The sequence below is a fragment of the Pseudobutyrivibrio sp. OR37 genome (assembly GCF_900113655.1).
GTDB lineage: Bacteria > Bacillota > Clostridia > Lachnospirales > Lachnospiraceae > Pseudobutyrivibrio.
The window spans coordinates 40764-56820 of sequence record NZ_FOQF01000014.1 but is presented as its reverse complement, the minus strand read 5'-3'; the positions used below and the strand labels follow the sequence as shown (position 1 = coordinate 56820).

Below are 16057 nucleotides of genomic sequence, written 5' to 3'. Positions count from 1 at the left end.
TTATGCACTTTTGGTATACTTTTTTCCGAAAAATTTGGCCTGAAGGAACCACACGCCCTTCTTAACCCAATTGATTTTTTCTGTGTATGCGGCAGACACTTCTGCAACACTGTGACCTTCGTTGGTAGCCTTTAAAATCCAGACATTCATAAGAATCTCAGACACACGACCAAACAGTCTGGCCTGGAATGCTGACAGGTGGGATACATCAATCCTTTCCTCCACACCGGCAAGCAGATTGAACATCCACTCGCAGTACGCGTCAAACATTTCCTTTTTCATGATGCACATATTGTACATGCTGCCGTTTGTTTTAGAATAGATGGCATCTAAATATTTCAAATCCTGTGGATACAACTGAGCCATAACTTCCCTGGCAATATCCAGATGACTTCCATCCAGTGTGTGTGAATAGTGGCTGTACAAAGTCTCAATAAAGTATTTATTAGTCTTTGGAACCACTATATCGTTATCCTTCATCAAGCAGCTGATTTCATCTGCTGACAGGATATTTTTAAATGGCTGATTATCATCGCCTATATTCTTCTTAGAAGAAAAATAGCGTCTGTAGTGGCACAAACCAACTACATCCGCCGTAACGTTTTTCCAGATGTAATAAGTAGCTGTAAGCTCACAATAGTAAGGGTTCTTTTCAGAGATATTGATGCCTGCATCATCTCTTACCAGGGCTCCCTCTTTATTAATCCCGCATTCTTTATATGAAATACTGTCTTTACCTTTTGCTCCCACATGAATTGGCACATAGCAATCCTGCTCCGGAAGCAAGCAAGCTTTGTGAGCCGCTATAAAGATTTTTATATCCAAAACTAGTTAATCCTCTTCGCCATCTTCTTCATCGGCAATCGCTGCCGCTGCTCCTGAAACCGCAGACACAACTGCGATAACAGCTATGATGACAACTAATAAAATTAATGCAAAAAAGAAAATTAAAAAACCGCCCTCAGTCATAGTAAACCCTCCTTCTCACAACTATCTAAATTATAACCTACTGTATCTACAAAAGCAAATATTTACCCATAATCCAATCCTACCGAAGTCCGCCTGTTACCTACAGGCTCATTAGACGAATGTTTTAAATTCTTTGGTACATAAAAATACAGTCCTTATCATATTCAGGTCTAATGCGATTATGCATCTTTTCTTCTTCAATTTCGTGCAATCTTGAAAATTCAAGCTTATCATTATAATAACCAATCAACTTTTCAATTGGTAATGCAAAAATATATATCATACGTATTCCTACAATTTCCGAGGCCTGCTTGATTATTGGCTTAATAATACTTTCAAATATTACTTTACCTATGCCTTTGGTAGTAGGATATTTTTCTCTAAATGCTTTATTTATAGCAAAATTAGATATTTCTATTCCTGGCAGAGAATCAAAAGAATCCTCATGCTCATACATATTATTTCTAGCAACAAATCCTGCTCTTAAAGAAAAGAAAGCAACCAACTCATCAGTTTCTTTCATCCAAACCAGATAAGATCTATCTAATAATTCATCTTCGTGTATAAAAGAATAATAATTAATAAATTTTTCTACTCCTGAACCTTCTTCCTTGATTACACGAAAGTTCATTATAGGTTCAATGTCATTATCAGAAATATGTGTACAATAAAGGTGCTTTGATTCAGCAACAATTTTCCTATTTCTCATACCCTATTGAAGCGAAAATCTTTTTTTCTAATTCATCTGCTTCTCTTTTCAACTTTTCATGATTAGGCTTTGGGGTATTCATTATAATTTTAAAAATATCTCTGCCTGCATCCATAGGTAATGCACCGATATTAGGCTTATTATATTTAATTGTGTTATTTGATTCCATGATAAAACCTCTCATTTCCGCTTTCCTCCTTCTAAAAAAATTAGTCAGTAGAAAGCCTGCCACAACCATATAATATATGTTAATTATAGCACGTTATAGGCAATAAAAATAGCCTAGCATGCTCTAATGGCAAGCCATCTCTTGCTCTACACAACCTTGTCAGCCCTTCGAATTGTATGCGTATTCTCCGATATGTCGGATTTGTATTTAATAATATAACACCTACTACATAAAACAGCAATAGGTGTTACTACTATTTTTCAACAAACATATTTAATAAAAACCTTGTATATGCACGAATATGCTCTTTATCTATATCATTAATCAATCTATACTTATCTATTAATTCTTTCTCATCCTCTGACAAATAATATCTAAAGTCCTGCGTCTCAGAATTATTCTCAGTTTCTAATAATTCTGCCGAAGATACGCCCAACACCTGACAAATAACAGGTATTTTATCAAGTCCTGGATTGAACTTTTTCTTTTTCCAATCACTTATAGTGCTTTCAGGAATACCTGTAGCTTTTGAAAAATCTTTCTGCGTCATTCCCTTCGCCCTAAGAATATCAAAGATTTTTTCATAAACTGGCTTTTCCATACACTGCTCACTCTTCCTATTAATACTACTTACTATCAAAATAAAAAAGACCCACTACCTTAACTGCTTTGCCCTATTGAATATACCTGGGAAGTGATGCTTGGTGTATTCCATGATGCGGGCACGTTTTAGGGCTGTGCCAAACATGCCCTGTGCAAGTGGCTTGTATAAAAACTTAAGAGTCTTTGAATCGTCAGGAAGATATCTTTTCATCTCCTGATAAAGCTCTGTTTCTGATTCAGCATTACACCATTTAAGGATCTCATCACACTTGATGCCTTGCTCTAGCTGACGCACCATAGCAGATTGGAAGCTTCTAAAATATGCCTTAGAAAGAGTTCCAAGAGCCTCAAAATCGCATGTCTTCCACTGCTGTTGCTGGTCGTAAATACGCTGCACCCTTATCTTTTGGAGCTTGAAATAATCATCTATTGCTCCACCAGTAAGGCGAGCCTGCCCCTGATTTCTATAATGGTACAACACATCATTAAGCACAGTAAGAGATGTGGTGTAGTCCAAGAAATCGCAGTTAAACAGAATATCCTCTACGTGTTTTATCTGCTGATATTTAAGCCCATTTTCCTTGATGATGCTAGCCTTATAGCACTTGTTCCAAGGATAGCCCAGCATGGTGATTGCTTCCATCTGCATAGCCATCTTGTGGATAGTGGCAGCATCCCTGGTGCTCACCATATCATCATCATAATCCATCTGCTCAAGGCTGATGCATTTTCTATATTCGATTTTTCCTGATTCGTAATTACGATAATCCTCTGTAAAGCTATACACAAGCATATCAACTGGATTACGCTCCAGCGCAGCTGCACACACCCTGAGAAGATTTCGCTCGTACAAATCATCTGGATCTAGGAACAAAATATAATCTCCTGTGGCGTGCTCAATACCTGTGTTGCGAGCCTCTGAGACACCCTTATTTACGTCATGCTTTACATAGTAAAACCTGTCATCTCGCTGCGTAAAACCATATGCAATCTCACCTGATTTATCAGGAGAGCAATCATCTACAATGATTACTTCAAAGTTATCATAGGTCTGCATTGAGAGGCAGCCTAAGGCATCACCAATATAGTCGCCCACCCCATAAGTAGGCATTATCACGGAAAATTTAATATCATCGCTCATATTTAAAATGATACCAAAAAGCACCAGAGTCCGCAACACAGTCGTAGGTTCTCATGCTCCCGCAAGCCATCTCCCATTGGAGTCAAGGGAACCTCCCTAAAGGGTCCCTCCTTAACTCCATGGGGTCCTCTTGCTCGCGCTTGCCGACATTATTAATGTGTTGCTCAAATAATCATCAAACATACAAAAAGTCCCTTGGCTAAGAAAAGCCAAGGGGCAATATTTTCCTAGTGACATCCACCGCCGCAGTGACCGCAGTCGCCGCCGCAGGCTGGATGTTCGCCACGTTTATGTGCTTTTATTAGGGAGCGGATTATTGCGCCCACTATCGCGATTAGGATTAAAATTACTATTGCTGTTCCCATGATTATTACCCTCATCCGTCAGCTGCGCTGACACCTTCCCCCAAGGGGGGAAGGCTTAAAAACTACTTATTGTACTTGTCTTTGCGGAATAATCCGTAGATAAGGCAGCAGATGGCTGCGAGTCCGAAGATTGTTCCGAATGTGAATCCTTCGCCTGTGAATACCTTACCTACCTGGTAGATGATAAGGCCGATTACCCATGCGAAGCCACACTGATATCCGATAGCTGTCCAGAACCACTTTGTGTTGTTCATCTCACGCTTGATTGCACCCATAGCTGCGAAGCAAGGAGCGCAAAGAAGGTTGAATGCGAGGAATGCCATACCAGATGCATCTGTAAATGCTGCACGCATTGTCTCGTAAACATCACCAGAAGCACCGTAGATAATAGCAAGTGTACCAACGATGTTTTCCTTAGCAACAAGACCTGTGATTGAAGCAACTGTTGCCTCCCAATCACCAAATCCAAGTGGAATGAAGATCCATGCAAGACATCTACCAAGTGTAGCAAGGATAGAATGATCAATCTGGTCTTCCTCAAGCATTGTAAATGCTCCATCAACAACACCGAAGAATGTGCAGAACCAAACTATGATTGTTGAAAGTAAAATGATTGTACCAGCTTTCTTGATGAAAGACCAGCCACGCTCCCACATGCTGCGGAGTACGTTACCTACTGTTGGCCAGTGGTATGCTGGAAGCTCCATAACGAATGGTGCTGGGTCGCCTGCGAAGAGCTTTGTCTTCTTAAGCATAATACCTGATACGATGATTGAAAAAATTCCAAGGAAGTAAGCTGTTGGTGCAACCCAAGCTGCTCCACCGAAGATAGCGCCTGCTACCATTGCGATGAATGGAAGCTTAGCTCCACATGGAATGAATGTTGTTGTCATGATTGTCATCTTTCGGTCTCTATCATTTTCGATAGTACGTGATGCCATGATACCAGGAACACCACAACCTGTACCGATAAGCATTGGAATGAATGACTTACCTGAAAGACCAAACTTTCTGAAGATACGGTCCATGATGAAGGCAACACGTGCCATGTAACCGCAAGCCTCAAGGAACGCAAGGAAGATGAAAAGTACAAGCATCTGTGGAACGAAACCAAGAACCGCACCAACACCTGCTACGATACCATCAAGGATAAGTCCCTTAACCACATCGTTACAATTAATTGCATCAAGTCCAGCCTCGATGAATACTGGAATACCAGGAATCCATACGCCATAGTTTGCTGGATCTGGCTCTTCATTAGCCTCTACATAAGCTGCAGCTGCTGCATAATCATCAAGTGTAGCTGTCTCAGATTCAACGGCTGCTGTTTCCTCATCCTCTACAGGATACTCAAAATCACCTGTAGGCTCTGCGCCGTTTTCTTCTACATATAAATCATATCCATCTACGATAAGCTGATTTGCTGTAAACTCTTCTGCAGCTTCATTGTATGCTTTTGAGCCAATTGCAAATAAGTGCCAGCCATCGCCGAACACACCATCATTTGCCCAGTCAGTAGCCCATGTACCTACTGTTGTAACTGATACAAAATATACAAGGAACATAACTACTGCAAAGATTGGAAGTGCAAGGAATCTGTTTGTAACAACCTGATCAATCTTATCAGATGTTGTCATTCCCTTTGCCGCTTTCTTTACGCAAGCTCCAATGATTGTGCCGATGTAATTGTATCTCTCGCCTGTGATGATTGATTCTGAATCATCATCCATTTCCTTCTCGCAAGATGCAATGTCATTTTCGATATGTGCAATAACATCTGCTGAAAGACCAAGCTTCTCCTGAATCTTTGAGTCACGCTCGAAAAGCTTGATTGAATACCATCTCTGAAGATTTTCATCATCGATGTTGTGTAAGCAAAGCTCCTCGATGTGAGCAAGTGCATGCTCTACAGAACCATCAAATCTATGCTTAGGTGACTGTGGCTTTGCTTCCTTGCCAGCCTTCACTGCAGCCTCAACGATTTCCTTAAGACCTCTGTTCTTAAGAGCTGAAATCTGAATTACTGGAACGCCGATTTCTTCTGAAAGCTTGTTAGCGTTAATCTTGTCACCGTTCTTTTCTACAACATCCATCATGTTGATAGCGATAACTACTGGAATACCAAGCTCTACTACCTGTGTTGTAAGATAAAGGTTTCTCTCAAGGTTTGTACCATCGATTACATTGATGATTGCATCTGGCTTCTCATCGATAAGATAGTTACGTGATACAACCTCCTCTAATGTATATGGTGAAAGTGAATAGATACCAGGAAGGTCAACGATTGTTACTTCCTTATCACCTTTGTATTTTCCTTCTTTGTACTCTACAGTAACACCTGGCCAGTTACCTACAAACTGGTTAGAACCTGTGAGAGCATTGAACAATGTTGTTTTACCGCAATTTGGGTTACCTGCTAGTGCAATACGAATTCCCACTTTATTCTCCTCCTTTTATTCTACTACTATCATTTCAGCATCAGCCTTGCGAACTGATAGCTCATAGCCTCTAACTGTAATCTCTACTGGATCTCCAAGAGGAGCGATTTTTCTAACGTAAATCTCTACACCTTTTGTAATTCCCATATCCATGATTCTACGCTTTACTGCGCCTTCACCGTTAAGCTTTGTAACATTGACTGTCTCGCCAATATTAACATCCTTTAATGTTCTCATCTTTCTCTCCTTTTATACATATATCTTCTGAGCCAGCTGCTTATCTACAGCCACTCTTGACTCCTTTACATTTACGATTAGGTTTCCACCTATTTCGTTTACAACTGTAACGTGTCCGCCTGGCACAAAGCCAAGCTCCTGAAGATGTCGTTTAACATCCTCATTTCCACCAATTCGTTTAATCATTTGTTCTTCGCCTGTTGGCGCTACTACTAATGGCATCATATATTACTTCCTTAATATTTATTTAACCTTCTGTTAGATGACTATTACGAAAATCAATTGTATCCAACTAAAGTTTGACACTATTAATAATCGTTAGTATCTTCTAACGCACGTATAATTTATCACAAACTTACTTTAGTTTCAAGCCTCTAACCCAAGTTTCTCGTAAATAATAATTAAAAAAAGAGTCCCGCTTTGCGGAACTCTACAAAATTTCAAAATCGTTGTTATACCATGCCAATCAGCATTCCAATTGTATGTACTATAAATGCACATATCCATGCAATTGCACACTGCCAAATCACTACGCAAACAGCCCATTTACCACCCATCTCTCTTTTGATAGATGCAATGGCTGCCACACATGGTGTGTATAGCAATGAGAATACCAGCAAGCAAAATGCTGTAAGGCTTGACATAGCTGCTGCAACTCCTGTAGTACCAAACAATACCTCTAGCACGGATACCACGCTTTCCTTTGCCATGAATCCTGAAATAAGTGATGTACAGATTCTCCAATCTCCCAAACCGATTGGTGTAAACAATGGAGCAAGTCCACCTGCTATCAACGCAAGGATGCTATCCTTCTGGTCTGCCACCAGATTAAGATGAGTATCAAAGCTCTGTAATACCCATACAATAACTGTTGCAAGGAAGATGACCGTAAATGCTCGTTGTAAGAAATCCTTTGCCTTTTCCCAAAGAAGCTGAATTACGTTTCTTGCGCTAGGCAATCTGTAGTTTGGAAGCTCCATAACAAATGGAACAGCCTCACCCTTGAATCTAACCTTTTTAAAGAAAAGAGCTGCAAGCACTCCAAGGAATATTCCAAGGAAATACAACACAGTGATTACAAGCCATCCATTCTCAGGGAAGAATGCTGCTACGAAGAATGTGTATATTGGAAGCTTTGCAGTACAGCTCATAAATGGTGTAAGAAGAATTGTCATCTTACGGTCCCTGTCACTAGGCAATGTACGTGTAGACATTACCGCTGGAACTGTACATCCAAATCCAATCAAAAGTGGCACGATGCTTCGGCCTGAAAGACCGATTCTTCTAAGCATCTTATCCATGAAAAATGCAACTCTGGCGATATAACCGCTGTCCTCCAATATAGATAGGAAGAAGAACATAGTGATGATGATTGGAAGGAAGCTAAGAACTCCTCCGACACCTTCAAAAATACCGCCTATAATCAGCTCATGTACGGTAACATTTACGTTTGCCATAGTAAGAGCCTTGTCTGTAATATCTGTAAGGAATGCTATCCCTTCTTCAAGCAAGCCCTGAAGCCATGCGCCGATAACGTTAAATGTAAGGAAGAACACCATTGCCATTACGCAGATGAAAATAGGAATAGCTGTGTACTTTCCTGTCAGCCATTTGTCGATACGCTGACTGCGGATGTGCTCCTTGCTTTCCTTTGGCTTGATAACACATTCCTTGCAAACCTTATCTATAAATGCGAAACGCATATCTGCCATGGCAGCACTTCTATCAAGACCTCTTTCCTTTTCCATCTGCTTTGTGATGTGCTCTAAGGTCTCGATTTCGTTTTCATCTAAATCTAGCTTCTTAATAATCTGCGCGTCATTTTCAATGGCCTTGCTGGCTGCAAATCTAACTGGGATATCAGCACGCTTTGCATGGTCCTCCATCAGATGAATAACACCGTGGATGCATCTGTGAACTGCACCACCGTTATCGTTCTCGTCGCAGAAATCATCTACCTGTGGTCTTTCCTGATACTGAGCCACGTGCATTGCGTGAGCTACAAGCTCGTCGATACCTTCATTTTTAGCTGCCGAAATAGGAACTACTGGAACACCCAGCATTTTTTCCATTCGGTTGATATCTACTGAACCACCGTTACCTCTAAGCTCGTCCATCATATTAAGAGCAACAACCATAGGGATGTTAAGCTCTAACAGCTGCATAGTAAGATACAGATTTCGCTCTATATTTGTGGCATCGACAATGTTGATGATAGCCTTTGGCTTTTCGTGTAAAACAAAATCTCTGCTGACAAGCTCCTCATTGGAATATGGGGACATGGAATAGATTCCTGGCAAATCTGTGATGCAGGTATTATCCTTGCCTCGGATGGCACCATCTTTTCTATCTACTGTAACGCCAGGGAAGTTTCCCACATGCTGATTAGAACCAGTAAGCTGATTGAAAAGAGTAGTCTTACCGCAGTTCTGATTACCTACAAGAGCAAATGTAAGCTGTGTTCCCTTGGGCAGAGGCTCACCATCACCCTTAAGATGATATTTGCCTTCCTCACCAAGACCAGGGTGAGCGATATCATGCTTGTTTGCCTCCACTGGTGCCTCTTCGTCCTTGAGGTTCTCCAATAGTGTTGCATCGATTTTTTCTGCATCGGCTAGTCTCAGGGTAAGCTCATATCCGTGGATTCTAAGCTCCATTGGATCTCCCATTGGGGCAAGTCTCACAAGCGTAACCTCCACGCCTGGAATAACTCCCATATCTAAGAAATGCTGTCTGAGGGCGCCCTCGCCCCCGACAGCATCTATTCTAGCTGTTTGTCCAATCTGTAAATCTCTGATTGTCATATTATTTTCCTATCATTGTACCAGTCTGTCCGCCTACGGCATTTCCTGCATCTGACAGCTTGGTAATTAAAACCTTTCTAATAGCTGAATCGCCAATATAATCGATGGCAGCCTGAATCTTTGGAGCCATATCTGTTGCACCAAATTCTCCTGCTTCAAGCATCTTTTTAGCATCAGCTACTGATATATAATCGAGAGGCTGCTCATCAGCCTTTCCAAAATTCTTGCATACCTTTGATACACTTGTAAGGATTACAAGCATGTCTGCCTCAAGCTCTGAAGCGAGCAAGCCTGCTGCTGTATCCTTCTCAACTACGGCCGAAGCACCCTTGAGCTTGTTGTCCTGAATAAGCACTGGGATTCCGCCGCCACCTGCTGCAATTACCACCTGGTCTGCCTCGCAAAGTGCCTTGATTGCATCAATCTCAACAATCTCTATTGGCTTTGGAGCTGCCACGATTCTGCGATAGCCGCCCTCAACCTGAACTGTGTGATTGCCCTTTGCCTCCTCACGCTCAGCTTCCTCAGCTGTCATAACTCTTCCTATTATTTTTGTTGGCTTATAGAATGCCTCATCATATGGGTCCACAGTAACCTGTGTAAGAATAGTTGAAACTGGCTTGTAAATTCCTCTGCCTACAAGCTCGGAACGAATAGCCTGCTGCAAATCGTACCCAATATATCCCTGACTCATTGCCGAGCACACTGACATTGGTGTTGATGTATAATCAGGATGATTCTGATAGAACTCTGAAAGTGCTGTATGAATCATACCAACCTGTGGTCCATTACTGTGTGTGATAACCACCTGATAATCCTGCTTAATAAACTCTGCAACTGCCACAGCTGTACGCTTTGTAGCGTTCCACTGCTCCAACACTGTAGTGCCCAGTGCGTCGTGTCCAAGTGCGATAACTATTCTTTTCTTTGCCATATGCTGCCTCCCTTTATTTGCGTTTCGCATTATTGCTATATATAGTTTATCTTCTATATCTTCTATTTCCAATAATAGCAAGGACGATTACAACCATCAGTGATGCCCCTGCCAAATCTATCCATATATCAGAAACCTGACCTGATCTTCCTTCAACAAATAACTGAATAGTCTCATCTATAAAAGCAACAAAAAGTGCTGTCATGGTTGGATTGACAAATCTTTTAAACAACCCCTTAAGATAGGTAGCAAACTCCAGACAAAGCAACACGCCAAGTATAGCATACTCTGTAAAATGGGCTGTCTTTCTAACAATATACATACCCTCATCATCATTTGTAATAAAAGGAACTACCTTGCTGATAACTTCTAAATATTTACTACTTTCTCCCTCGGAAATATACGCCGGTTGCAGGCTGTGTCCCCATATAACACAAATCCATGCAACAATCAAAATACCCAATATAATCTTTTTCTTATTCATACCCCGTATTCTACCATATCACGCCCTATTCGTAAAACGATTACAGACAAAAAGAGCCAACGGCGAATGTTGGCTCTTCGTATATACGATATATTATTGTACTGACTCAATCTTGTGTGTGAGTGTAACCTGGATTGTCTCTTCCTTGTAGTCATTCTTTGCGCGGGCAACTGTAACATCTACAGTAGAGCCTGCTGGCAAGTACTTCATGATATTGTTAAGTGTATTAACTGATGTAACCTTACGTCCGTTGAAGGATGTGATAACATCTTCTGTTTCGATACCTGCTGCCTCTGCACCAGAGCCTGCAACTACCTGTGCAACATAAACACCTACAGGAATTTCGTACTGCTCTGACATTTCAGATGTAATATCTCTGCCGGCAATACCAAGGTATGATGCCTCAAGCTCAGATACAACATCGTTGTCTACCATCTGCTGGATGATGTTCCATGCGTAAGAGATAGGGATTGCATAACCCATACCTTCAACGCTTTCCTCTGCAAGCTTTGCTGAAACGATACCGATGACCTCGCCCTTTGCATTTAAAAGAGCACCACCTGAGTTACCAGGGTTTACAGCTGCATTAGTCTGAAGAAGGCTGTTTGTTACAACATTACCATCATCATCTGTAATAGAAACCTCGCGGTCCTTTGCAGAAATGATACCGTTAGTAACTGATGTACCATAACCCATTGCGTTACCGATTACGATTGCTGCTTCACCAACAACTGTGGCATCTGAATCACCAAGTGTAGCAACCTTAATCTCTGATAAAGTATCTTCCTTGATGTCCTTCATTGCTACTGATACAACTGCAAGGTCGCAAGAAGAATCTGTTCCCTTGATTGTTCCTTCTACAGCTTCACCATCGTTGAATGTAATGGTAAGTGTCTCTGCACCGCTTACTACGTGATTGTTGGTAGCGATGTAGATGTTGTCCTCGTCCTGTGAAACAATGATACCAGAACCTGCTGATGTAGTAGGCTGCTGCATGGTTCCAAAGAATGTTCTGTATTCCTTAAGACCTGCGTTTGTAACCTGTACGATTGCAGGAAGTACATTTTCTACGATTTCAGACACATCTGTTGAAACTGTTGTAGCTGAAGCCTTTGATGTGGTAGAGCTTTCTACCTTTTTATTGCTTGAGCTGCCTGTGCTCTGAGTCTGTGTTATCTGTGCAGTGTTCTTGTTGATGAACTGATTAGAAACAGCTACCACCGACTGGAAAGCAATACCAGCAACAAGACCAAATACTAAAGCAATTGCTGTCGTCTTTCCAAGCTTTGCACCAAAGCTAGATGATTTCTTAGGCTTCTTGTTCTTTCTTCCATCATCGTAAGGAGACCACTGATAATATGATTCACCCTGATTAATCTGATCCTTCTTATAAGAGTAAGCTCCATCTGTTGTAGAGCTGTTAGTCTGATTACTAGACGATTCGCTACCAGTTGAACCATTGTCCCCCATGTTATTCATACCATTGTTGTTTGAATAAAAATCACTCATAAACTCGCCTCCATTGATTTTTCATTTCATGAACGTAGAATAATCCCGAAATGTGACAACTAGGTGACGGTTTATTCAACAGTAACTGATTTTGCTAAGTTTCTTGGGTGATCCACATCAAAGCCCTTACCTACAGATACATAGTAACCAAATAACTGTAGTGGAATGATTGCAAGTGAGTTAGCAAAGTACTTATTAGTCTGTGGAATGTACATTACGTAATCTGCCACTTCCTCGATATCTTCGTGTCCTACTGTTGTAACAGCAAGGATGAATGCTCCACGAGTCTTGCACTCTACAATATTTGAAACTGTCTTAGGATAAATGTTGTCCTGTGTAGCTACTGCTGCAACAAGTGTACCATCCTCGATAAGAGAGATAGTTCCGTGCTTTAATTCGCCTGCTGCGTATGCCTCTGAATGGATGTATGAAATCTCCTTAAGCTTAAGTGAGCCTTCCATAGAGATAGCATAATCGATACCACGTCCGATGAAGAATACGTCCTTTGCAGCAACGAAACGGTTGGCAAATCTCTGGATGCGTTCCTTGTTTCCAAGAAGCATTTCAATCTGCTCTGGAAGCTTCTTTAAATCAGAGATAAGAGACTTCATTTCATCAGCTGAAAGAAGGCCTCTAACATCTGCAAACTTCATAGCAAGAAGATAGAATGCGATAAGCTGTGCACTGTAAGCCTTTGTTGTAGCAACAGAGATTTCAGGGCCTGCCCATGTGTACATAACCTTTTCAGCCTCACGTGCGATAGATGAACCTACTACGTTTACGATAGCAAGTGTCATGTTACCCATAGCGCGTGCCATTCTAACTGCTTCCTTTGTATCGGCGGTCTCACCAGACTGTGAAACTGCAATAACAAGCTCGTTCTCCTGAAGAATTGGATTACGATATCTAAATTCTGAAGCGATATCTACCTCTACAGGGATACGTGCCATCTCTTCAAATACATATTTAGCTGTAACACCTGTGTGATAAGCTGAACCGCAGGCAACGATTCTGATACGTGAGATCGCTTTAATCTCTTCATCAGACATGCCAAGCTCTTCAATATCAACAGTGTCGTTCTTGATACGTGGATTAAGAGTATCACGAACAGTCTTAGGCTCCTCGTGGATTTCCTTAATCATGAAGTGGTCGTAACCACCCTTTTCTGCTGCATCAACATCCCAATCAATTGTCTTAGATTCCTTTTCGATTGGCTGACCATCTACATCGAAGAATTCGATTTCGTTCTCTGAAAGACGAGCGATTTCTTCGTTCTCGATGAAGTAAACCTCACGAGTGTACTTAAGAACAGCTGGAACATCGGAAGCAATAAGATTGCCGTCCTTTCCAAGACCTACGATAAGTGGGCTGTCCTTACGAACTGAATAAATCTGATCTGGGTAATCTGCAAAAATGATACCAAGGGCATAAGCACCTTCAACACGGTGCATAACCTTTGTTACACTTGTAAGAGGATCATTGCCCTGCTTGTAGTAATAATCAAGAAGGTGTGCAACAACCTCTGTATCTGTTTCTGACTTAAAGTTATATCCACGCTTCATAAGCTTTTCCTTAAGCTTAGCGTAGTTTTCAATGATACCGTTGTGAACAACAGCGATAGTCTCATCCTCGTTAAGATGTGGATGAGCGTTTGTCTCGCTAGGCTCACCATGTGTAGCCCAACGTGTATGACCAATACCGATAGTACCCTGCATTGTGGCACCATCGTGAGTCTTTTCACTAAGAAGACGAAGACGTCCCTTAGCCTTTTCATATTCAATCTTGCTACCATCATATACAGCCATTCCTGCTGAATCGTAGCCTCTATATTCTAGCTTACTAAGTCCATCCAAAAGTATAGGCGCTGCCTGTGATTTACCTACGTAACCTACTATTCCACACATATTAAAATTCCTTTCTTTGCATAATAAGCGCTATCATTTTACTACTATTTTGCCTAAAAGTAAAATGAGGACTGGCCTAATGGTCAATCCTCATTGATTACCTATTTATTATTACTCTTTTTTATCTTCTGAACCAGATGACATATCTGGAGTCTGATTAATTTCAGCGCTAGATTCTGTACATCCTGTTTCGTTTACGATGTGATCACTGATTACATCAACAACATCATCTGTAGCATCGTAATTTTCCTGTTCGTACATGAACTGATGGAGTGTTGAAACGTTTGTTGAAAGTGTACATGGAACAACAACACTACCAGTCTTCTTGCTAATTGTCTTTGTCTTAAGTGCGAATGGGAAGCCAGATGAATTAACAACCTCGTAATCCTTAACTGCTGTAGCCATTCCTACGCACTGTCCCAAGCTTAAGCTTGTTGAAATCTCTGGGAAGACATCATCACAAATCTTGTTGAGCTGTGCAATGTTAGCCTTCTTTGCCTTTTCCATAAGAAGCTTGATAACTGTACGCTGATTCTCAGCACGACCGTAATCGTTGTCAACAGCATATCTGTTTCGGCAATAACCAACTACCTGCGCACCGTTCATGTGGTATACACCAGGCTTGTCGAAGTAGCAGTCGTTTCTATCCCAATATTCATCCTTGTTAGGATAATACTTAAGGACATGCTCAACCTCTGCGATGTAACCTGCCAAAGCATTCTGACCTGTCTCAGGGTTGTTTGTGTCAATCATCTTCTGAGTAACCTCAAGATCAAGACCACCTAAATCGTCAACAACCTTTGCAACTGCGTAGAAGTCAACTGATACGTAACCCGAAATATTTAAGTCAAGGTTCTTATTAAGCATCTCAAGTGCTGTTTCAACGCCACCGTGGTTGTATGCGTAGTTACATTTTCTGTAAGTATCTTCTTCAACCTGTAAGTAAGTATCACGCTGAACTGATACCATCTTAACTTCCTTTGTATCATTATTAATAGAAACAAGGATGATAGTATCTGAGTTACCACTATCAAGGTTACCATTTGAACGGTTATCTACACCAAAAAGTGCAAGTGTGGTGTACTGGCTAAGTACTTCTTTTGTCTCTTCATCCAGGTTTGGATTCTCAAGCTCGGACATGTTGATGTTGTCCCAATTAACCTTACCGAACTTGCTCCAAAGGAAGAATATAATAAGAAGTAGAAGGATGATTGCGATTTCCACAACGAATATTGTGCGCTTCATCTTTTTCTTTTTTGTGTTCTTTCCTGCTGGGCGTTTTGCACCACCACGTGTACTTGCAGCTCTGGCTGCTCTAGCCTCTCTTGAATCTCTAGCATCTCTTGATGGTCTGGAAGCTGGCTTTTTATGATTAGCTGGGCGGCTTCCTGAACCTGAGCGTCCACTTGGACGGCTTCCTGAGTGACCAGCTGATGCTCTTCTGGCACTGCTTGAAGCGGAACGTCTAGCTGGCATATCATCATCCTCGTATCTGTATTCTGAGCCATATTCGTAAAGCTCGATTTCGTCATCTAAATCTAATGAACGACTAGGACGACTGCTATAGCCATTTCTACCTGCTGGGCGGCCACCGTTTGGACGAGCGCCTGCTGGGCGGCTTCCGCTTGGTCTATTTGCTGGTCTACGACGTCGTGGTTCGCCACCACGTCCTAAATCATAATCTTCGAAATTACTCATTAAATGAATCTCTCCAATCTAAATTTTATATTAAAAATTGTATCGAATTATCGAATGCAACAGTCTATGTAAGTCTACTCTATTAGTTCGTAG

General features: G+C 41.3%; 16 protein-coding genes. All 16 read right to left on the bottom strand.

The window, feature by feature from the left end; translation table 11 throughout:
* The 16 genes from BM097_RS08505 to BM097_RS08435 all read right to left on the bottom strand — a co-directional run bounded on the left by BM097_RS08505 (nt 1) and on the right by BM097_RS08435 (nt 15964).
* Entirely contained in the window at nt 1-825 is an 825-nt protein-coding gene (locus BM097_RS08505) for a DUF4422 domain-containing protein (protein ID WP_090548083.1), read from the bottom strand.
* 6 nt (nt 826-831) lie between these two features.
* Entirely contained in the window at nt 832-969 is a 138-nt protein-coding gene (locus BM097_RS16355; protein ID WP_177197415.1) for a hypothetical protein, read from the bottom strand.
* Between the two features lie 124 nt (nt 970-1093).
* On the bottom strand, nt 1094-1678 hold the full coding sequence (locus tag BM097_RS08500) for a hypothetical protein (RefSeq protein ID WP_090548081.1): 585 nt from the start codon (nt 1676-1678) through the stop codon (nt 1094-1096).
* Nucleotides 1668-1862 carry a hypothetical protein gene (locus BM097_RS08495; RefSeq protein WP_090548079.1) on the bottom strand — a complete coding sequence of 65 codons (195 nt, stop codon included), beginning with the start codon at nt 1860-1862 and terminating at the stop codon, nt 1668-1670. The genes BM097_RS08500 and BM097_RS08495 overlap by 11 nt, the downstream gene beginning before the upstream one ends.
* A gap of 238 nt (nt 1863-2100) precedes the next feature.
* Nucleotides 2101-2448, bottom strand: a complete 348-nt coding sequence (locus tag BM097_RS08490; protein ID WP_090548077.1) for a helix-turn-helix domain-containing protein — start codon at nt 2446-2448, stop codon at nt 2101-2103.
* Nucleotides 2449-2502: 54 nt separating this feature from the next.
* Entirely contained in the window at nt 2503-3591 is a 1089-nt protein-coding gene (locus BM097_RS08485; protein ID WP_143084971.1) for a glycosyltransferase family 2 protein, read from the bottom strand.
* Nucleotides 3592-3818: 227 nt separating this feature from the next.
* Nucleotides 3819-3956, bottom strand: coding sequence for a FeoB-associated Cys-rich membrane protein (locus BM097_RS08480; RefSeq protein WP_090548074.1), 138 nt, complete (start codon nt 3954-3956; stop codon nt 3819-3821).
* A gap of 62 nt (nt 3957-4018) precedes the next feature.
* Nucleotides 4019-6394, bottom strand: coding sequence for a ferrous iron transporter B (gene feoB / locus BM097_RS08475; RefSeq protein WP_090548072.1), 2376 nt, complete (start codon nt 6392-6394; stop codon nt 4019-4021).
* Between the two features lie 15 nt (nt 6395-6409).
* Nucleotides 6410-6631, bottom strand: a complete 222-nt coding sequence (locus BM097_RS08470; RefSeq protein WP_090548069.1) for a FeoA family protein — start codon at nt 6629-6631, stop codon at nt 6410-6412.
* Nucleotides 6632-6643: 12 nt separating this feature from the next.
* On the bottom strand, nt 6644-6856 hold the full coding sequence (locus BM097_RS08465; protein ID WP_090548066.1) for a FeoA family protein: 213 nt from the start codon (nt 6854-6856) through the stop codon (nt 6644-6646).
* 227 nt (nt 6857-7083) lie between these two features.
* Nucleotides 7084-9435, bottom strand: a complete 2352-nt coding sequence (feoB, locus tag BM097_RS08460; protein ID WP_090548064.1) for a ferrous iron transport protein B — start codon at nt 9433-9435, stop codon at nt 7084-7086.
* A gap of 1 nt (nt 9436) precedes the next feature.
* Nucleotides 9437-10369: a carbamate kinase gene (gene arcC, locus BM097_RS08455; RefSeq protein WP_090548061.1), complete on the bottom strand. Its 933-nt coding sequence runs from the start codon at nt 10367-10369 to the stop codon at nt 9437-9439.
* Between the two features lie 46 nt (nt 10370-10415).
* Nucleotides 10416-10853 (bottom strand): VanZ family protein, encoded by a 438-nt coding sequence (locus BM097_RS08450; RefSeq protein WP_090548059.1) that lies wholly within the window; start codon nt 10851-10853, stop codon nt 10416-10418.
* Between the two features lie 93 nt (nt 10854-10946).
* Entirely contained in the window at nt 10947-12362 is a 1416-nt protein-coding gene (locus tag BM097_RS08445) for a S1C family serine protease (protein WP_090548056.1), read from the bottom strand.
* A 71-nt stretch (nt 12363-12433) separates the two neighbouring features.
* Nucleotides 12434-14266 carry a glutamine--fructose-6-phosphate transaminase (isomerizing) gene (glmS, locus tag BM097_RS08440; RefSeq protein ID WP_090548053.1) on the bottom strand — a complete coding sequence of 611 codons (1833 nt, stop codon included), beginning with the start codon at nt 14264-14266 and terminating at the stop codon, nt 12434-12436.
* Between the two features lie 111 nt (nt 14267-14377).
* Nucleotides 14378-15964 carry an LCP family protein gene (locus BM097_RS08435; protein WP_090548051.1) on the bottom strand — a complete coding sequence of 529 codons (1587 nt, stop codon included), beginning with the start codon at nt 15962-15964 and terminating at the stop codon, nt 14378-14380.
* Between the last annotated feature and the right edge of the window lie 93 nt (nt 15965-16057).